We start from the raw sequence: 19,110 nt of genomic DNA on the forward strand, positions 1-19,110 counted from the left end.
GGGGCTCATGCCAGGTCCCTTCGTGCGTCGTCGAGCAGTCGGGCCACTGCAGCGGTCGGGATGGTCAGCCACGGTGGGCGGTTGCGCGCCTCGTACACCACCTCGTAGAGGGCCTTGTCGAGCTGGAAAGCGATGAGCAGTGCCGGGGTGTCGCGCGGGTCGCTGCCCGCCGCCGCGGCGTACCCGTCGAGGAAGGCACCCTGGGCGGCGGCCGCCCAGTCGCGCGCGCTCTGCCCCGGGTGGGACTGCTCCCACGAGCCGGCGGCGTAGTCGAACGAGCGCAGCATGCCGGCCACGTCCCTGATCGCCAGCTCGGGGCGGCTGCGCTCGGCCAGCGGCCGCAGCGGCTCGCCCTCGAAGTCGAGCAGGACCCAGCCGCGGTCGGCCACCTGGAGCACCTGCCCGAGGTGGTAGTCGCCGTGGATCCGCTGCAGCCGCGGCCACGGGGCGTTGACCGCGCGGTCGAAGACCGTGGCGATGCGGTGCTCGAACGCCGCCAGGGCCGGCACCTCCGACGCTGCGGCGACGTAGCGCCCGCGCATGCCGGCGACGACCTCGGCGATGGCCACCTCCGTGACCGGGACGGTCGGCAGGACCCGCGTGAGCAGGTCGTGCACCTCGGCCGTCGCGGCGCCGAGCTCGCGGCCCGGCCCGCTGAAGTCCTCCCTGGCGCCGACCGCGCGCAGGGCCACGCGCCAGGCGTCCTCGGTGCCCGGGAAGAACTCCTGGGCGAAGGCCAGGTGGCCCTGCGCGGGCGGGGCTCCCTCGACCGGGGACGGCCACCGGGCCGACACGGCGCCGACCATGCCGGGCACCCGCCGCGACCCGCCCTCGGAGAGTGCCCCCTGGACGGTGACGTCGGGGTTCTCGCCGTCGTGGAGCATCCGGAAGACCTTGCAGATCAACGGCTTCGGTGCCCCGTCGGCGTCGACGCACTCGAACACGACGGAGGTGTTGGACTGCTCGCCGGACAGCACCCGTGACGACCGCAGGGTCACCTCCCGGGTCCACGAGCGGTGCCGCTCGCCGACCACGTCGGGCTCGACCGTGTCGGACTGCGATCCCGCCTGCGGCACGGCCCGGCCGAGGGCGAGCTCGAGCAGCTGGGCGGCGTAGACGGGGTCGTGCGGGCCGTCGTAGACCCAGCGCCGGCCCAGCACGCTGTGCTCGGTGGTGCCCACCAGGGCAGCCTGCCCACCCTCGAGCGGCGCCGCGCGGTAGGTCAACGGCACCTGGTAGAGCACGGGCACCGGGCCGGCCTCGTCGACGACGAGCAGGGTCTCGATGCCGACCTGGCCGGTCGGGTCGTCGAGGCGCCACGACCAGAGCTTGCGCAGGCGCGGGGTGGCGCCCTTCGCGGCATACCAGCGCTGCCGGCCCATCCAGCCGGTGAGCAGCTCGAGCTTGGTGGGCGACAGCGAGGCCGAGGTGTGGATCTCAGCCACGGGCTGCCGCCGGGTCCAGACGCAGCCAGAAGAAGTCGCGCGACCCCAGGGTCAGGGTGATGGTCCCGTCGTCGGACACCTTCGGGAAGCCCAGGCCACCGAACAGGTCGGTCGTCTGCGCCCCCTTGAACTCGCCGGGCACCTTGATGGTCGTCGCCTGCGGCCGGCTCGTGAGGTTGTTGACGCAGAGCACCGCCTCGGTGTCCTGGGCGTCGCCCTCGCCGGCCCACTCCACCCGCAGGTAGGACAGGACACCCTCGTTGTCGCTGGGGCAAACCTCGAACTCGCCACGCCCGAAGACCGGGTGGTGGCGGCGGATCTCGAGCATGGCCTTGACCCAGTGCAGCAGCGAGGAGCTGTGCGCCATCTGGGCTTCGACGTTGACGTTGTTGTAGTGGTAGACGAGCGAGGAGATGACCGGCAGGTACAGCTTGCCCGGGTCGGTCGTGGAGAAGCCGGCGTTGCGGTCAGGCGTCCACTGCATCGGGGTGCGGACCGAGTCGCGGTCGTTGAGCCAGATGTTGTCGCCCATGCCGATCTCGTCGCCGTAGTAGAGGCACGGCGAGCCCGGCAGCGACAGCAGCAGCGCGTGGATCAGCTCGATCTCGGCCCGGCTGTTGTCGAGCAGCGGCGCGAGGCGCCGCCGGATGCCGACGTTGGCGCGCATGCGCGGGTCGGGGGCGTACCAGCCGTACATCGCGGCGCGCTGCTCGGGCGTGACCATCTCGAGTGTGAGCTCGTCGTGGTTGCGCAGGAACGTGCCCCACTGACCGCCCGGCGGGATGGGCGGGGTGTCGGCGAGCACGTCGATGATCGGCGCGGCCTTCTCCTCGCGCAGCGAGTAGTAGAGCATCGGCATCACCGGGAAGTGGAAGCACATCTGGCACTCCGGCTCCGCCTCGGTGCCGAAGTAGTCGACCACGTCGGCCGGCGGCTGGTTGGCCTCCGCGAGCAGGATCCGCCCGGGGTACTCCTCGTCGACCATCCTGCGCAGCTTGGCGAGGAACTGGTGCGTCCTGGGGTGGTTCTCGCCGTTGTGGCCCTCCTCCTCGTAGAGGTAGGGGACCGCGTCGAGCCGGAAGCCGTCGATGCCCATGTCCATCCAGAACCGCACGACGTCGAACATCGCCTCGTGGACGGCGGGGTTCTCGAAGTTGAGGTCGGGCTGGTGGGAGAAGAAGCGGTGCCAGAAGAACTGCCGGCGCACCGGGTCGAACGTCCAGTTCGACACCTCGGTGTCGATGAAGATGATGCGCGCGTCGGCGTACTTCTCGTCGGTGTCGGACCACACGTAGAAGTCGCCGAACGGGCCCTCGGGGTCCGAGCGCGAGGCCTGGAACCACGGGTGCTGGTCGCTGGTGTGGTTCATGACGAAGTCGGTGATGATCCGGATGCCGCGGGCGTGGGCCTGCGACACCAGCTCCTGGAAGTCGGGCAGCGTGCCGAACTCGGGCAGGACCGCGGTGTAGTCGGCGATGTCGTAGCCGCCGTCGCGCAACGGGGAGGCGTAGAACGGCGGCAGCCAGAGGCAGTCGACGCCGAGCCACTGGAGGTAGTCCAACCGCCCGAGCAGGCCGGTGAAGTCGCCGGCGCCGGACCCGTTGGAGTCACCGAAACCGCGGACCAGCACCTCGTAGAAGACAGCGGTCTTGAACCATTCCGGGTCGTGCTTGAGCCCGGGCTGGTTGAGGTTGAGACCCTGCATCAGAACCTCCGGATCTCGACGACGTGCACGGGCTCGGTCTCCGGGCCGAGTCTGACGTAGACGTTCTCCCCCCACTGCCAGGACTGGTCGGTGACGAGGTCGTGTGCCGCGACCGTGTCCTGCCAGCCGAGGCCGAGCGCGGGCATGTCGAGGTGGACCATGGACTCCCTGGTGCTGTGGGGGTCGAGGTTGGCGACGACCACGACGACGTCCTCGGTGCCGTCGGGCAGGACGCGCCGCTTGGAGAACGCCATGACGTTCTCGTCGTCGACGTGGTGGAAGGTGATGTTGCGCAGCCAGTGCAGGGCGGGGTGCGCGCGGCGGATCTCGTTGAGCCGGGTCAGGTAGCCCGCGAGCGACTGGCCCTCCCTGTCACCGCCCGGCTCGTAGCGGTGCCACTGCCGGTCCTTGTACTGGTACTTCTCGTTGTCGATCTGCTCCTCGGCGCCGGGCCGGGCGACATGCTCGATGAGCTCGTACCCCGCGTAGATGCCGTAGGTCGGCACGAGGGTGGCCGCCAGCGCCGCCCTCAGCTTCCACGCCGCCGGGCCGCCGAACTGCATGTAGGGCGTGAGGATGTCGTGCGTCGTCGGCCAGAACGACGGACGCATGTACGCCGCGGCGTCGCCGGCGAGCTCACGCACGTACTCCTCGAGCTCCCACTTCTGGTTGCGCCACGCGTAGTAGGTGTACGACTGCTGGAAGCCGACCTTGCCGAGCGTGTGCATCATCGCCGGCTTGGTGAACGCCTCGGCCAGCCAGATGACGTCGGGGTGGTCGCGCGCGACGTCCTGGATCAGCCACTGCCAGAACTCGACCGGCTTGGTGTGCGGGTTGTCGACGCGGAAGATCTTGACCCCGTGGTCGATCCACACCTGGATGACGCGCCGCACCTCGGCGTACGACCCCGCAGGGTCGTTGTCGAAGTTGAGCGGGTAGATGTCCTGGTACTTCTTCGGGGGGTTCTCGGCGTACGCGATCGTGCCGTCGGCGCGGGTGGTGAACCACTCGGGGTGGCTGGTGACGTACGGGTGGTCGGGGGAGCACTGCAGCGCGATGTCCAGCGCCACCTCCAGCCCGAGCTCCTCGGCGCGGGCGACGAACGCGTCGAAGTCCTCGAAGGTGCCCAGGTCGGGGTGGATCGCGTCGTGGCCGCCGTCGGGGGAGCCGATGGCATACGGGCTGCCGGGGTCGTCGGGGCCGGCGCCGAGGGTGTTGTTGGGCCCCTTGCGCGCCGTCGTGCCGATCGGGTGGATGGGCGTGAGGTAGACGACGTCGAAGCCCATGTCGGCGATCGCCGGCAGGCGCTCGGCCGCCGTGCGCAGCGTGCCGGAGGTCCAGGTGCCGGTCTCGGGGTCCTGCACCGCGCCCTCGGAGCGCGGGAAGATCTCGTACCAGGCGCCGTACAGCGCCCGCTCGCGCTCGACGAGCAGGGGCAGGTCGGCCGACGGGCTCACGACGTCGCGCAGCGGCCGGTCGTGCAGCTCGGTGCGCACCGCGGGGGCGGTACCGGCCTGGAGCCGCGCCTGGGGCGGGCGACGGGTGTCGCGCAGGGCCGTGACGGCGTCCTGGAGCAGGGTGAGGGCTGCCGCCGGGCGCTCGACCTCCGCCAGGGCGCGCTCGAGGACCCGCGCGCCCTCCTCGAGCATGAGCTCGGAGTCGATGTCGGCCGCCACCTTGATCGAGGCGTCGTGGTCCCAGGTGGCGTAGGGGTCCGACCAGCCCTCCACGCGGTAGGACCACAGCCCCAGCTCGGCGGGGGCCACCACGGCCTCCCAGCTGTTGAGGCCCGGGTTGGTCAGCGTCATGGGCGCGACCGTCTCGACCCCCGCGGGGGAGGTGAGCACGACGGAGGCGTTGACGGCGTCGTGGCCCTCGCGGAAGACCGTGGCCCGCACGGTGAACGCCTCGCCCACGACACTGACCGCCGGCCGGTCGCCGTGGTCGACGCACGGCCGCACGTCCTGGACGGGGATGCGCCCGACCGGGACCTGCGGAGGGGTGGAGCGGGGCGCGGCGGACCGCGTCGCCGGGCTCGTCGAGCCGGCTCCGGCGCGGGACGTCCGCACGGTCGGGGGTGTGGTTGCTCGGGGGGTCGCAGTCACACGCCCGACGCTACTCGGTTCGCCCCGCGGGCACATGTCAGCGCATGGTCGCCGGACGCCTTTGCGCAGGCCAGGGGCCGTGTGGCTGAAAACCGCTGAAAGTTCTGCAAGAACACGACAACGAGGGTGGGGGGAGGGCTTAGGATGGCCCCTCGTGAAGGCCATCCGACGCTTCAGCGTCCGTACCGTCCTGCCCGAGCCCATTGCAGCGCTCGGCGACCTCGCGAGCAACCTGAGGTGGTCGTGGCACCCCCCGACCCGGGACCTGTTCCAGCGCATCGACGCCGACCGGTGGGCCAAGGTCCGCCACGACCCCGTGCGCCTCCTGTCGGCCCTGTCCCCCCGGGAGCTCGCCGACCTCGCCGGCAACCCCGACTTCGTCGCGGCCGTCGCCGCCGCCAAGGCCGACCTCGACGAGTACCTCACCGAGCCCCGCTGGTACCAGGCGTGGGCCGAGGGCCAGGAGCCGGACGAGCAGGGTCGCCGCGCACCCCAGGCGATCGGCTACTTCAGCCCCGAGTTCGGCATCACCGAGGTGCTGCCGCAGTACTCCGGCGGCCTCGGCATCCTGGCCGGCGACCACCTCAAGACGGCCTCCGACCTCGGCGTCCCGATCGTCGGCGTCGGCCTGTTCTACAAGACGGGCTACTTCAAGCAGAGCCTCAACCGTGACGGCTGGCAGCAGGAGACCTACCCGGTCCTGGACCCCGACGGCCTCCCGCTGAGCCTGCTGCGCGAGGAGGACGGCACGCCCTGCGTCATCACCCTCGCGCTGCCCGGCGGCCGCGAGCTGCACGCGCACGTCTGGAAGGCGCAGGTCGGCCGCGTTCCGCTGCTCCTGCTCGACTCGGACGTGCCGGAGAACGACGAGGCCGCCCGCGACATCACCAACCGCCTCTACGGCGGTGGCGGCGAGCAGCGCCTGCAGCAGGAGATGCTGCTGGGCATCGGCGGCGTGCGTGCGCTGCGCCTGTGGTCCCGGCTCACCGGCGCGCCGGCGCCGGACGTCTACCACACCAACGAGGGCCACGCCGGGTTCCTCGGCGTCGAGCGGATCCACGAGCTCACCCAGCGGGCCGGGCTCAGCTTCGAGGAGGCGCTCGAGGCCGTCCGGGCCGCCACGGTGTTCACCACGCACACCCCGGTCCCGGCGGGGATCGACCGGTTCGGCGCCGACCTCATCGAGCTGCACTTCGGCGGCGACAACGCCGTGGCCGGCGTGCCGATCGACCGGCTGCTCGCGCTCGGCGCCGAGGACTACCCCGGTGGCCAGGCGGGCATCTTCAACATGGCCGTCATGGGCCTGCGCCTGGGCCAGCGGGCCAACGGCGTGTCCCAGCTGCACGGTGTCGTCAGCCGCGAGATGTTCGACGGGCTGTGGCCGGGCTTCGACGACGACGAGGTGCCGATCACCAGCGTCACCAACGGTGTCCACGCCCCGACCTGGGTCGACCGTCGCGTCTACGAGCTCGCCGCCAAGCACCTCGGCACGACCGACATCGAGCGCGACCACGCCTGGGACCGCATCGCCGACGTCCCCCGCCAGGCGATCTGGGAGACCAAGCGCGAGATGCGCGCCCAGCTCGTCCAGGAGGCCCGCCGGCGCACCCGGTCCTCGTGGAAGAAGCGCGGCGCCAGCCCCGCCGAGCTCGGCTGGGTCGACGACGTCCTCGACCCGGACGTGCTGACCATCGGCTTCGCCCGTCGCGTGCCGACCTACAAGCGGCTCACCCTCATGCTGCGCGACCCCGAGCGGCTCAAGCGGCTCCTGCTCGACCCGGAGCGCCCGATCCAGCTCGTCATCGCCGGCAAGTCCCACCCGGCCGACGAGACCGGCAAGCAGCTCATCCAGCAGATGGTGCAGTTCGCCGACGACCCGCAGATCCGGCACCGGATCGTCTTCCTGCCCAACTACGACATCGCCATGGCGCAGTACCTCTACCCGGGCTGCGACGTCTGGCTGAACAACCCGCTGCGCCCGTTCGAGGCGTGCGGCACGTCGGGCATGAAGGCCGCCCTCAACGGCGGGCTCAACCTGTCCATCCTCGACGGCTGGTGGGACGAGTGGTACGACGGCGAGAACGGCTGGGCCATCCCGACCGCCGACGGCGTCGAGGACGTGCACCGGCGCGACGACATCGAGGCCGCCGCCCTCTACGACCTCATCGAGACGACCGTCGCCCCCCGGTTCTACGACCGCGACACGGACGGCCTGCCGCAGAACTGGCTGGGCATGATGGTCCACACCCTGCAGACCCTCAGCCCGAAGGTGCTGGCGAGCCGAATGGTGCGCGACTACACCACCCAGCTCTACGGCCCCGCGGCGCGGGCGGGCTGGGCGCTCAACGGCGAGACCTTCGCCGGTGCCCGGGAGCTCGCGGCCTACAAGGCCAGGGTCGTGGCCGCGTGGCCGAACGTCCGGGTCGACCACGTCGAGTCCTCCGGGGTCGGCGACAGCCCGCAGATCGGGGAGACCCTGCACGTGCGGGCCTACGTCTCGCTCGACGGGCTCGACCCGCAGGACGTCGACGTCCAGGTGGTGCACGGCACCGCCCGCGACAGCGACGAGCTCAAGGACGTCGAGGTCAAGTCGCTGGACTTCGTCGAGTCCTACGAGGGCGGCCGGCACCAGTTCGCCGGCGACTTCGCGCTGGCGCGCACCGGATCGTTCGGCTACACCGTGCGGATCCTGCCCCAGCACGCCGGGCTGGCGAGCACGAGCGAGCTGGGGCTCGTCGTCAACGCCTGACCCTCGTCACCCACCCCGTCGGTATGCCGCGTGCGCGCCCTGCGCACGCGGCACACCGCTGTCCGGGCCGGGCCGGGTGAGCCGGGCCGCGGGTCCAGGGGACGTCCCGCGGCTCCGGCCCGTCACCGGCCGCGCAGCAGCGCCACCACGGGGGCGAGCGCGTCCGCGTGCTCGGCCCCCGCGCAGACGTAGGAGACCCCGGTGGTCTCACGTCGCCGCAGCAGGGTCTGCGCCATCTCCTGCGGCGAGCCGCTCAGGTAGCTCTCCGCGCCCGCGTCGCGCAGGCGGTCCAGGGTCACGCCCATCCGCTGCTCGAGCCAGGGCGGCACCTCCTCGCCCACGGTGACCAGGTTGACGTTGAGGGTGACGTCACCGGCGCGCTCGGCCGCGGCGTCGAGGACGGTCGCCGCCATCGCCGCGAGCTCGGCCGCGGTCGCGAACGGGGACGCGCCCAGGGCCACCACGTCCGCCGTACGTCCGGCGAGGGCGAGCATGCGTGGACCCGCGGCGGCCACCGTCACGCGCAGGCCCGGCGTGCGCTCGCGGACGGCGGCGATGGTGCGCTCGAGGTGGCGCACCCGGTCACCCGGTGAGCCGAAGGGCAGGCCGAGCTGCACCGCCTCGCGCTCGGAGTCGGGCCGGCCGGCGCCGAGGCCCAGCTCGACCCGGCCCTCGGCGAGCGCGTGGAGCGAGGCCCCGTCGGCCGCCACGAGACCGGGCGTGCGCAGCGGGGTGGCGAGCACGTACGGCCCGACGGTGAGCGTCCTGGTCACCGACGCCGCGGCGGCGCAGGCGACCACGGCGCCCGTGGCGTCGAGGTTGTCGGGCACGAGCAGGCTGTCGAAGCCGAGGTCCTCGACCCGGCGCGCGAGCTCGGTCCACGCGGGACCGGAGCGGGGCAGGGCGACGAGGCCGATGCGGAACGCGGCGGTGCTGCTCACCATGGGACGGCTCCTTCCGTGTGGCGGTCCGGGACACCTGCCGTGGCACGGTCCGGGACACCTGCAACGGTGCCGCGTCGCGTCGTGCGGCGCGTCGTCCGCAGGGCGTCACCTCGGCTACTCCCGGTGGAGCAGCCGTCCGCCGTCAGTCGGGTCGTCGCGCCTGCGGCATCGGTGTCTCGCCGCGCGCCAGCATCTCGACGAAGCGCCGGATCCGCCGGGCCCGGGTCCCGGGGCGCCTGGCTGCCGACACGTGGTGGACGACGGCGTGTCGGTTGCTCGAGGGGAGCACGTCCCACGTCGCCCGGGCCCGTGGCGATGCCTCCAGCGCGGTGCGGAGGTCCTCCGGCACCTCGGGTGGCTCGCGGCCGCCGTACGCGCGCTGCCAGCGGCCGTCGGCCCTGGCTCGCTCGACCTCGGCCCGGCCGGCCGGCTGCATCCGCCCTTCGGCGAGGAGCCGCTCGGCCCGCTCCACGTTGCGCCGCGACCAGGGGCTCCGCACCCGGCGTGGAGTGAACCGCACCCGGTAGGTCGCCTCGTCGCGCTGCCGCAGCCCACCGTCGATCCAGCCCTGGCGCAGGGCCTCGTCGAGGGCCTCGTGGTAGTCCAGGCGGGTCGGCCCCGTGACGCGCGGGCGGCACAGCACGAGCCAGACGCCTCCCGGCGTGGCGGCGTGGTGCTCCGCCAGCCAGGCCCGCCACGCCTCGGCGTCCGGGAGGAGGAGCTCCGGGGTCGCGCCCACGCCGTGATCCTCGCGCAGTACCGACAGCCGGTCCAGGGACCGTGGGCCCTGCGGAGCGGGCCTTGCGGAGCGGACCTTGCGGACCGGGGCTTGCGGAGCGGGCCGTGCGGAGCGGGCCGTGGGAGACCGCGGTCCCTCCCGCGGAGCAGACGGCCACCGACTTCTCCGGCCGCCCCCCGTAGGATCCCGGTCGTGTCGTGGTCGGTGTGGTTCGCCCTGGTCGGGGCGGCGGTGCTCATCTCGCTGACACCGGGTGCCGGTGCGATCAACACGATGACCAACTCGATCGGGGTCGGTTGGGCGCGGTCGGTCTGGGGGATCCTCGGCCAGCAGCTGGCGCTGCTCGTGCACATCGCGGTCGTCGCGGCCGGGGTCGGCGTGCTCGTCGCCGAGTCGCATGTGCTGTTCGAGGTGATCCGGTATGCCGGTGCCGCCTACCTCGTCTACCTCGGCGTGCGCCAGCTGCTCGCGCGGCCGGAGGCGGTCGACGCGGAGGCACCGGTGGTGCGGACGACCCCCGGGGCGATGTTCCGCCAGGGCGTCCTGGTCAACCTGACCAACCCCAAGGCCGTCGTGTTCTTCCTGGCCTTCACGCCCCAGTTCATCCGGCCGTCCCGTCCGGTGGCGCCGCAGTACGCCGTGTTGGCCGCGACCGTCGTGGTGGTCGACGTCCTGGTGATGTGGTTCGTCTTCGCCGTGGCCGCGCGCGGCTTGCGGCGGCTGAGCCGGACGGAGTCCGGCCAGCGCCGCCTCAACCGGCTGTTCGGCGGCCTCTTCGTCGGGGTGGGCGTGCTGCTGGCCTCGGTGCACTGACCCGCGGGACAGCTCAGGCCGCCCGCGGTGGCCGGCCCAGGGTGCCGGTCCTGCCAGTGGCTACCGGGGCAGCGTGAGGACCTCGGCGCCGTCGTCGGTGATGGCGATGGTGTGCTCGCTGTGGGCGGTGCGGCACCCGGTCGCGCTGCGCAGCGTCCACCCGTCGTCGTCGGTGACCAGCTGGTCCGTGTCGGCCATCACCCACGGCTCGAGGGCGAGCAGCAGCCCCGGTCGCAGGGTGTACCCGCGCCCGGGACGCCCGGAGTTCGACACGTGCGGGTCCTGGTGCATCGTCGACCCGACGCCGTGACCGCCGAACTGGGTGTTGACGCGATACCCGGCGGCGGTCAGCACCTCACCGATCGCGTGCGACAGGTCGCCCACCCGGGCTCCCGGGCCGGCTGCCCCGATCCCCGCCGCCAGTGCCTGCTGGGTCGCCGCGATGAGGTCGAGGCTCTCCTGGGGGCGCTGCTCGCCCACCACGAAGCTGATCGCCGAGTCGGCGACGACCCCACCGAGGGACACGGCGAGGTCGAGGCTCAGCAGGTCCCCGTCGGCGAGGGTGTGGTCGTGCGGCAGGCCGTGCAGCACCGCGTCGTTGACCGAGGTGCAGATGTGGTGGCCGAAGGGGCCGCGGCCGAACGACGGCTCGTAGTCGACGTAGCACGACACCGCCCCCGCGGAGACGATGTGCTCACGGGCCCACCGGTCGATGTCGAGCAGGTTCGTCCCGACCCGGGTGCGCGCCCGGAGGTCCTGCAGGATCCCGGCCACGAGTGCGCCGGTGTCGCGCGCCCGGGACACCTCGGCGGGGGTCAGGATCTCGATCACGGACGCAGCCTTTCACGACGCCGTGCGGTCCCACGAGTCGGCCACGGACGTTCCCGCTCGCCCGCCCGCGGGCTCGCGCCCTAGGTCTCGTCGAGCGCCCGGTAGACGCGCAGGCTGCCGGCGGTGACCTCGACCGGGCCCGGACCGACCGGCGCGGCCGGTGCGCCGGGCACCTCGTCGGCCGAGTCCCAGAGCAGCTCGTACGCCGTGAGGCCGGGCGGGGCGGGCAGCGTCACCTTGCCGTCGAAGGCCTCGCCGTGCAGGACCAGGAGCAGCGAGTCGTGACCGAGCCACGCGCCGTTGAGGTACATGGCGAGGGTCCGCGTGCCCGGGTCCTCCCACCGGCTGCTGTCCATGGGCAGGCCGTCGGCGTCGAACCAGGCCAGGTCGGTCGACCGGTCCTCGTGGACCTCGCGTCCGGTGAAGAAGGTCCGCTGGCGCAGCACCGGGTGCGCCGCGCGCAGCCGGGTGAGGAAGCCGGTCGTGCGCAGCAGGTCGCGCTGCCACGGCTGGAGGCCCCAGTCGAACCAGGAGACCTCGTTGTCCTGGCAGTAGGGGTTGTTGTTGCCCCGCTGCGTCCGCCCGAACTCGTCGCCGGCGTTGAGCATGGGGACGCCGGTGGCGAGCAGCGTGGTCGCCAGCAGGTTGCGCATCGAGCGGCGCCGCGAGACCTCCACGGCAGCGAGCTCGGCCCGGCTCGCGCCGGACTCGGCCCAGCCCTCGATCCCGTGGTTCCACGACCGGTTGCCGTCGCTGCCGTCCCGGTTGCCCTCACCGTTGGGGCCGTTGTGCTTGGCGTTGTAGCGGGTGAGGTCCGCGACGGTGAACCCGTCGTGGGCGGCGACGAAGTTGACCGAGGCGACCGGCCCGCGGTCACGCGCGCCGAACAGGTCCTGGGAGCCGGCCAGCCGGGTCCCGAGCTCGCGCACCCCGTGACCGGCCTCGTGGCCCGAGGCCTGCGCGCCGAGGTCCTGGAGCCAGAACGTGCGCACGGTGTCGCGGAACCGGTCGTTCCACTCCGAGAAGCCGGGCGGGAACTGGCCGGTGCGCCAGCCGTGGATGCCGACGTCCCACGGCTCGGCGATGAGCTTGACCCGGGAGAGCACGGGGTCGGTGCGCAGGGCCACGAGGAAGGGGTGGTCGGGGTCGTAGTCGTCGGTGCGACCACGGCCGAGCGCGACGGCCAGGTCGAAGCGGAACCCGTCGACGTGGCACTCCTGCACCCAGTACCGCAGCGAGTCCAGCACCATGCGGCACACCATCGCGTGCCGCAGGTCGAGGGTGTTCCCGCACCCGGTGACGTCGATGTCCTGGCCGCGCTCGTCGAGCCGGTAGTACGCCCGGTTGTCGAGCCCGCGCCAGGACAGCGAGCCGCCGTTCCGCGACGACTGCTCCGCGGTGTGGTTGTAGACGACGTCGAGGATGACCTCGATGCCCTGCGCGTGCAGCAGCCGCACCATGCCCTTGAACTCGTCCAGCACACCCTGCGGCTCGGTCGCGGAGGCGTAGGCGGCGTGCGGCGCGAAGAACCCCAGGGTGTTGTACCCCCAGTGGTTGGTGAGGCCTCGCCGGGCCACGTCCGGCTCGGTGGTGAAGGCGTGCACGGGCAGCAGCTCCACCGCGGTGGCCCCCACCTCCTTGAGGTGGGCGACCACGGCCGGGTGGCACAGGCCGGCATACGTGCCCCTCAGGTGCTCGGGCACGTCGGGGTGCAGGCGGGTCAGCGACTTCACGTGCGCCTCGTAGAGGACCGAGTCGGCCAGGGGGTGGTGCGGCGGGCGGTCGTCGCCCCAGTCGAAGCGGTCCTCGACGACGACGCAGCGCGGCACCGAGCCGGCGCTGTCGAGCCGGGAGCGGATCACGTCGTCCCCGCGCAGGCGGTCGTCGACCTGGTGGCCGAAGACCGTCGGGTCCCAGGTCACGTCACCCTCGATGGCGCGCGCGTACGGGTCGAGCAGCAGCTTGTCGGGGTTGTAGCGCAGGCCCTCCGCCGGCCGCCACGCCCCGTCGGCGCGCAGGGCGTAGCGCTGGCCGGGACCCACGCCGGGGAGGAAGCCGAACCAGATGCCGTGCGTGCGCTGGGTCAAGGGGATCCGGCGCTCGGTGCTGCCGTCGGTGTCGCCGGCGTCGAACAGGCAGACCTCGACCGACTCGGCGTGACCGGCGTAGACGGCGAAGTCCGCACCACCGTCGAGGAGGGTCATCCCGAGGCTGGGAGGAAGGTCACGCGTGAGCGTGGCGGGCGCCATGGCCCTCAGCCTAGGCACTGGTTACGGTTGACCCCATGAGCGACCCGACCGCCCTGCCCAACTTCCCCCCGCCGCCCGGTGAGCACCCGCTGCGCGGCCGGGTGCTGGACGCCCTCATCGACCTCGGGGTCGCGCCCAACGTCGACGGCGACGGCGACGTCGCGTTCACCGTGCAGGAGCAGCAGCTGTTCGTGCGCTGCACCGAGGGCGACTTCCAGATCATGCGCGTGTTCGGGCAGTGGGCGATCAGCGACGCGGTCCCCTCGGACCCGCTGACCCGGCTGGCGACCTGCAACGAGATCACGCTGCAGATGAACAGCGTGAAGTGCGGCCTGGCCAACGACACGCTCGTGGTCACCAGCGAGCACATCGTCGACCAGAACAGCGACGTCGCGGCCCTGGTCAACATCGCCATCCAGCTGGTCCTCACCGGCGTGCAGCTGTGGCACGAGCGGATCATGGGCGGCGAGGGCGGGGCGAGCGGTCCCGGCGCCGGGCAGCCCGCCCCGGACGGCGACCCCGCATGAGCGACCTCGTCTCGCTCGAGGTCGACGGCGGCCTCGCGACCATCCGCCTCACCCGGCCGCCGATGAACGCCCTCAACGCAGAGGTGGCGGACGCGCTCATGGGCCTGGCCCGCGAGGTGACCGAGCGCTCGGACGTGTACGGCGTCGTCGTGTGGGGTGGCGAGAAGGTCTTCGCCGCCGGCGCGGACGTCAAGGAGATGGCGCAGAAGTCCTACGCCGAGATGGCCGAGTACTCCCACCGCCTGCAGGACTTCGCCCGCTCGATCGCGCGCATCCCCAAGCCGACGGTCGCCGCCATCACGGGCTACGCGCTCGGCGGCGGGCTCGAGCTGGCGCTCGCGTGCGACTTCCGGGTCGCCGCGCGCAACGCCAAGGTCGGCCAGCCCGAGATCCTGCTCGGCGTCATCCCGGGCGCCGGCGGCACCCAGCGACTGGCCCGGCTCGTCGGCCCGGCGAAGGCCAAGGACCTCGTGTTCTCCGGCCGCTTCGTCAGCGCCGACGAGGCCCTGTCGATCGGGCTCGTCGACGAGGTCGTCGAGGCGCAGGACGTGTATGCCGCGGCGCGCGCCCGCCTCGAGCCGTACGTCGGAGGGGCGAGCGTGGCGATCCGCGCGGCCAAGGAGGCCATCGACCGCGGTCTGGAGGTCGACCTCGAGACCGGTCTGGAGATCGAGCGGATGCTGTTCCACAGCCTGTTCGCCACCCGGGACCGCGAGATCGGCATGACGTCCTTCGTGGAGAACGGTCCGGGCAAGGCGAACTTCGAGGGCCGCTAGTGCCGACCGACCCCGCGCCCGTGGTGGACGCGACCGCGGAGATGGTGGCCGCGGCATACGAGGACAACAAGCTCGCCCAGGTGCTCTACCACGACTGGGAGGCGCAGACCTACGACGACAAGTGGTCGATCTCCTTCGACGAGCGCTGCGTCGAGTACGCCCGGGACCGCTTCGAGGCGATCGTCGGCGACGTCCCCGAACCGCAGCCGTACGCCACGGCGCTCGAGCTCGGCGCCGGCACGGGCTTCTTCTCGCTCAACCTCAAGCAGGCCGGCCTCCTCGACGAGGTGCACGTGACGGACCTGTCACCGGGCATGGTCGAGGCGGCCAAGGCCAACGCGGAGGCCCTGGGCTTCGCGGTGCAGGGCCGCGTGGCCGACGCGGAGCGGATCCCCTACGACGACAACACCTTCGACGTCGTCGTCGGTCACGCGGTCATCCACCACATCCCCGACGTCGAGGCCGCGTTCGGCGAGATGCTCCGGGTGCTCAAGCCGGGTGGCCGGTTCGTCGTTGCGGGGGAGCCCACCACCATCGGTGACTGGTACGCCCGGCAGCTCGGTCGCCTGACGTGGAAGGCCACGACCACCATCACGCACCTGCCGCCCCTGCGCGAGACGTGGGCCAAGGACAGGGCGGCGCTCGACGAGTCCTCCCGCGCCGCGGCCCTCGAGGCCGTCGTCGACCTGCACACCTTCGATCCGGGTGACCTCGCCGCCATGGCGAGGCGAGCCGGGGCCGTCGACGTGCGCACGCGCACCGAGGAGCTGACCGCAGCGTTCCTCGGCTGGCCGGTCCGGACGTTCGAGGCCGCGGTGAAGCCGGGCGTGCTCGGCTGGGGCTGGGCGATGTTCGCGTACGGCTCGTGGAAGCGGCTGTCCGCGGTGGACCGCGTCCTGGCGCGCGCCGTCCCAGCCCGCTTCTTCTACAACGTCGGCATCACCGGCGTGAAGCCTTCCTGACCGACCCCACCATGTCCGAGGCCGCCAACGCCGACATGTCGCCCGCCGAGCACGGTGAGGGTGCGCCCTTCGGCCTGCCGCGGCCCATGGCGTGGTTGCGCTGGGTGGGATGGTCGCTGCGGCACCGCGCCTTCACGCGGCACCACCTGCTGTCCTACCTGCGCATGGCCCGGGCCAGCGCGCGGTACCCGTCGCTGCGCTTCGAGGGACCGTGCTTCATCGGCCCTGACGTGCGGTTCGAGGTGCGCGAGGGGTATGCCCGGCTCGTCGTGGGTGCGTACACGCACGTCGGCGCGCACGCCAGGGTCCGGGCCCACGAGGGGACGCTGCGGATCGGCGAGAAGTCCGTCATCGGCATCCGCAACACGATCAACTGCTGGCTCGACATCTCCATCGGCCGCGCCTGTCTGTTCGGCGACGACGTGTACGTCTGCGACTTCGACCACGTCACCGAGCGACTGGACGTGCCGATCAAGGACCAAGGGATCGTGAAGTCCCCGGTGCGCATCGGCAACGACGTCTGGCTCGGCACGAAGGTCGTCGTCACGAGAGGCACGCTCATCGGCGACCACAGCGTCGTCGCAGCCTCCGCGGTGGCGCGGGGGACCTACCCCGAGCGGTCCGTCGTCGCCGGGGTGCCGGGCCGGGTGGTCAGGACTCGGTCCTGATCCGGTCAGGAGAGGACAGACGCCTGCAGGGCTTGAGACTGCCTTGAGAATCGGCTGGAACGGTCGAGCAGAACGACCGAAACCTTTTGCCGCAAGGAGTCTCCCGTGCCCTCCACGATCTTCGGGCTGCCGACGCACCCCCTCGTCGTGCACGCCGTCGTCGTCCTCGTCCCGCTGGCCTGTCTGCTGGCCCTGGCCTCCGTCGCGTCCCCGCGGTTCCGGCAGTGGGCCCGGTGGGCGACCCCGGTGACTGCGCTCGTCGCCCTCGCGCTGGTGCCGGTCGCGACCGACTCCGGTGAGGGACTCGAGCAGCGGGTGCCGCACAGCGCGCTCGTCGAGCAGCACGCCGAGCTCGCCGACGGCCTGCTGCCGCTCATGGCCGTGCTCGCGCTGTTCGTGGTCGTGCTGAGCGTCCTGCACCGGCGCGGGACCCGCGGCGTGGTGACCATCGCCGTCGCGGCGGCCGTCGGGCTCGCCTCCGTGGCGACCATGGTGCAGGTGGTGCGGATCGGCCACAGCGGCGCCACTGCCGTGTGGCACGGCACCCCGGCCGCGGCCCCCGGCGGCGGCGACGGCGACAACTGACCGGTCGGGCACGACCGGTCCCGCACCAGAGGCGTCGGCGACACGCGGCTCGGCTCGCCCTGCGATAGTGGGCCCGTGCAGGACGACGACACCTCCTCCCGTCCCGGGCTGCTGCTGCTCGAGGACGACGCGGACCTCGCGGGCATGCTCACCGAGCTGCTCACCGTCGAGGGCTACGACGTCACGGCGGTGCGGACCCTCCAGTCCGCCCTGCACTCGGCGCTGACCCGCACCTACGACCTCATGGTCGTCGACCGCCGGGTCCCCGACGGCGACGGGGTCGAGCTCATCGGCCGCCTGCGCAGCCGTGGCCTCACCACCCCGGCCCTCGTGCTGACCGCCCACGGCACGGTCCGCGACCGGGTCGAGGGGCTCGACGGCGGGGCCGACGACTACCTCGTCAAGCCGTTCGAGGTCGACGAGCTGCTCGCCCGCGTGCGGGCGCTCATGCGCCGGCACCTCGACGCCGCACCCACCGTCCCCTTCGGCGACGGCGCCCTCGACATCGAGGGGCAGCGCGCGACCAGGCCCGACGGGACCGTCGTCGAGCTCACCCCCGGTGAGACCGCCCTGCTCTCCCAGCTGGGCCGCCGCCCCTCGCGCGTGTTCAGCCGGGAGGAGCTGCGCGACGTCATCTCGCCGGGGTCCAACAGCGCCTCGCTCATCGACACCTTCGTGTACTCGGTACGCCGGAAGCTGGGGGCCGAGGCCGTCCGCACGGTGCGCAGCGTCGGCTACCGGGCCGGCCAGTTCCGGTGACGGGCGAGGGAGCCGACCGGGCGCGGGCCCGACGGCTCATCTCGCTGCAGGCCCTCGGAGGCGCACTGGCGGGAGTCGCCGTCGCGGGGCTGGTCGTCCTCGGGGTCGTGCTCGTGGGCCAGCGGCGCGACCTGGACTCCCAGCTGCGCGAGCTGGTCGCCACCGCCCCCACGGAGGGACTGCCGGCCGGGACGTGGGTGGTGACCGTGCCGGCGTCGGGTGGGCGCACCGCGACCGCCGGGGCTCCCGAGGAGGTGCTCGAGGACCAGGCGCAGGTCGAGGCGGCCCGGCGGCTCACGAAGCCACGCGTGAGCGAGCTGCAGGCGCGCTCGCGGGAGTACCAGACCATGACGGCGGTCCGCCGGGGTGTCGTCGTCCAGGCAGGCGTCGACCTGGGGCCCTACGAGGGGGAGCGGCACCGGTTGCTCGTCGGCCTCCTGCTTGCCGCCCTGGGGGCGGGTGCGGTGGCCCTGGGCCTAGGCACGCTCCTGGCCAGGCGGGCGCTCGGGATCTGGGAGCAGGCCCTCACCCGCCAGCGCCGCTTCGTCGCCGACGCGAGCCACGAGCTGCGCACCCCGCTCGCGCGGATCTCGTTGCGGTCCGAGCTCGTCCAGCGCAGGCTCGCGACCGACCGCTCACGTCCCGAGGTCGACCAGGACGAGTGGGGCCGGCTGGTGGCGGACGTCGCCCTGCTGCGCCGCGAAGCGACCGGGCTGGCCGACGTCGTCGAGGACCTGCTGGCCGCCGCCGACCTCGAGGAGTCGCCCGAGGCGGGGGAGCTCGTCGACCTCGCCGCCCTCGCGCAGGACGTGGTGTCCCGCAACGAGGTCCTGGCCCAGCAGCGCGGCCGCGCTCTCGAGCTGGACGTGACCGACGTGCCTCCCGTCCGGGGTGCCCAGCCTGCGCTGCGCCGGGCGGTGGACGCGCTCGTCGACAACGCGCTGCGGCACGCCGGCAGCCGGGTCCTGGTCAGGGTCCGCGCCGGCGAGGCCTCGGGGCCGGAGGCCGCCGAGGTCGTGGTCACGGTCGACGACGACGGACCCGGCTTCACCGAGGGGGAGTCCGAGCGGGTCTTCGAGCGGTTCGTCCGGGGATCCAGCAGCGACCACGGGTTCGGCATCGGCCTGTCGCTGGTGCGGGACGTCGTCCACCGCCACCAGGGCACGGTGTCGGCGCAGGAGGCTCCCGGTGGTGGAGGCCGGGTCGAGGTGCGTCTCCCCGCCGCCCAGGCCTGAGCACCGGGCCGCGCCCGT

Annotated in this window: 16 protein-coding genes; 9 read left to right on the forward strand and 7 right to left on the reverse strand. The window is 72.8% G+C overall.

Features of this window, described 5'->3' with window-relative positions; all coding sequences use genetic code 11:
• Positions 1 to 5 precede the first annotated feature (5 nt).
• Genes ACYVDO_RS01760 through ACYVDO_RS01770 form a run of 3 tightly spaced genes read right to left on the reverse strand, consistent with a single transcriptional unit; the run spans position 6 to position 5,291 of the window.
• Entirely contained in the window at positions 6 to 1,445 is a 1,440-nt protein-coding gene (locus ACYVDO_RS01760; RefSeq protein WP_460932401.1) for a maltokinase N-terminal cap-like domain-containing protein, read from the reverse strand.
• Positions 1,438 to 3,150, reverse strand: coding sequence for a maltose alpha-D-glucosyltransferase (gene treS / locus ACYVDO_RS01765; RefSeq protein ID WP_460932403.1), 1,713 nt, complete (start codon positions 3,148 to 3,150; stop codon positions 1,438 to 1,440). The genes ACYVDO_RS01760 and treS overlap by 8 nt, the downstream gene beginning before the upstream one ends.
• Positions 3,150 to 5,291 (reverse strand): alpha-1,4-glucan--maltose-1-phosphate maltosyltransferase, encoded by a 2,142-nt coding sequence (locus ACYVDO_RS01770; protein WP_460932405.1) that lies wholly within the window; start codon positions 5,289 to 5,291, stop codon positions 3,150 to 3,152. The genes treS and ACYVDO_RS01770 overlap by 1 nt, the downstream gene beginning before the upstream one ends.
• A 118-nt stretch (positions 5,292 to 5,409) precedes the next feature.
• On the opposite strand from ACYVDO_RS01770, the gene glgP reads away from it, so the two are divergent.
• A complete protein-coding gene (glgP, locus tag ACYVDO_RS01775; protein WP_460932407.1) occupies positions 5,410 to 8,004 on the forward strand; it encodes an alpha-glucan family phosphorylase in 2,595 nt (864 codons plus the stop codon).
• Between the two features lie 122 nt (positions 8,005 to 8,126).
• On the opposite strand, the gene ACYVDO_RS01780 is transcribed toward glgP, so the two are convergent.
• Both ACYVDO_RS01780 and ACYVDO_RS01785 read right to left on the reverse strand, forming a co-directional pair.
• Positions 8,127 to 8,948 (reverse strand): LLM class flavin-dependent oxidoreductase, encoded by an 822-nt coding sequence (locus ACYVDO_RS01780; RefSeq protein WP_460932408.1) that lies wholly within the window; start codon positions 8,946 to 8,948, stop codon positions 8,127 to 8,129.
• Between the two features lie 142 nt (positions 8,949 to 9,090).
• Complete coding sequence (locus tag ACYVDO_RS01785) at positions 9,091 to 9,687, reverse strand: YdeI/OmpD-associated family protein (RefSeq protein WP_460932410.1); 597 nt, start codon at positions 9,685 to 9,687, stop codon at positions 9,091 to 9,093.
• A 192-nt stretch (positions 9,688 to 9,879) separates the two neighbouring features.
• Between ACYVDO_RS01785 and ACYVDO_RS01790 the strand changes: the two genes are divergently transcribed.
• Positions 9,880 to 10,500, forward strand: coding sequence for a LysE family transporter (locus tag ACYVDO_RS01790; protein ID WP_460932412.1), 621 nt, complete (start codon positions 9,880 to 9,882; stop codon positions 10,498 to 10,500).
• 60 nt (positions 10,501 to 10,560) lie between these two features.
• Here ACYVDO_RS01790 and map read toward each other — a convergent pair whose 3' ends face one another.
• Positions 10,561 to 11,331, reverse strand: coding sequence for a type I methionyl aminopeptidase (gene map, locus ACYVDO_RS01795; RefSeq protein WP_460932414.1), 771 nt, complete (start codon positions 11,329 to 11,331; stop codon positions 10,561 to 10,563).
• An 80-nt stretch (positions 11,332 to 11,411) separates the two neighbouring features.
• Positions 11,412 to 13,580 (reverse strand): glycogen debranching protein GlgX, encoded by a 2,169-nt coding sequence (gene glgX, locus ACYVDO_RS01800; RefSeq protein WP_460932416.1) that lies wholly within the window; start codon positions 13,578 to 13,580, stop codon positions 11,412 to 11,414.
• Positions 13,581 to 13,615: 35 nt separating this feature from the next.
• Here glgX and ACYVDO_RS01805 point away from each other — a divergent pair, with 35 nt between their 5' ends.
• The 7 genes from ACYVDO_RS01805 (at position 13,616) to ACYVDO_RS01835 (ending at position 19,092) form a co-directional block, all read left to right on the forward strand.
• Positions 13,616 to 14,107, forward strand: a complete 492-nt coding sequence (locus ACYVDO_RS01805; protein ID WP_460932418.1) for a T3SS (YopN, CesT) and YbjN peptide-binding chaperone 1 — start codon at positions 13,616 to 13,618, stop codon at positions 14,105 to 14,107.
• On the forward strand, positions 14,104 to 14,883 hold the full coding sequence (locus tag ACYVDO_RS01810) for an enoyl-CoA hydratase/isomerase family protein (protein WP_460932420.1): 780 nt from the start codon (positions 14,104 to 14,106) through the stop codon (positions 14,881 to 14,883). The genes ACYVDO_RS01805 and ACYVDO_RS01810 overlap by 4 nt, the downstream gene beginning before the upstream one ends.
• The gene (locus tag ACYVDO_RS01815; RefSeq protein WP_460932422.1) at positions 14,883 to 15,845 is read left to right on the forward strand and encodes a methyltransferase domain-containing protein; all 963 of its coding nucleotides are present in this window, start codon (positions 14,883 to 14,885) and stop codon (positions 15,843 to 15,845) included. The genes ACYVDO_RS01810 and ACYVDO_RS01815 overlap by 1 nt, the downstream gene beginning before the upstream one ends.
• An 11-nt stretch (positions 15,846 to 15,856) precedes the next feature.
• Positions 15,857 to 16,513, forward strand: coding sequence for an acyltransferase (locus tag ACYVDO_RS01820; RefSeq protein ID WP_460932423.1), 657 nt, complete (start codon positions 15,857 to 15,859; stop codon positions 16,511 to 16,513).
• Between the two features lie 105 nt (positions 16,514 to 16,618).
• Complete coding sequence (locus tag ACYVDO_RS01825) at positions 16,619 to 17,098, forward strand: DUF2231 domain-containing protein (protein ID WP_460932424.1); 480 nt, start codon at positions 16,619 to 16,621, stop codon at positions 17,096 to 17,098.
• Between the two features lie 75 nt (positions 17,099 to 17,173).
• On the forward strand, positions 17,174 to 17,857 hold the full coding sequence (locus ACYVDO_RS01830) for a response regulator transcription factor (protein ID WP_460932426.1): 684 nt from the start codon (positions 17,174 to 17,176) through the stop codon (positions 17,855 to 17,857).
• The gene (locus ACYVDO_RS01835) at positions 17,854 to 19,092 is read left to right on the forward strand and encodes a sensor histidine kinase (RefSeq protein ID WP_460932428.1); all 1,239 of its coding nucleotides are present in this window, start codon (positions 17,854 to 17,856) and stop codon (positions 19,090 to 19,092) included. The genes ACYVDO_RS01830 and ACYVDO_RS01835 overlap by 4 nt, the downstream gene beginning before the upstream one ends.
• Positions 19,093 to 19,110: the final 18 nt, after the last annotated feature.

It is taken from the genome of Phycicoccus ginsengisoli (genome assembly GCF_054779295.1).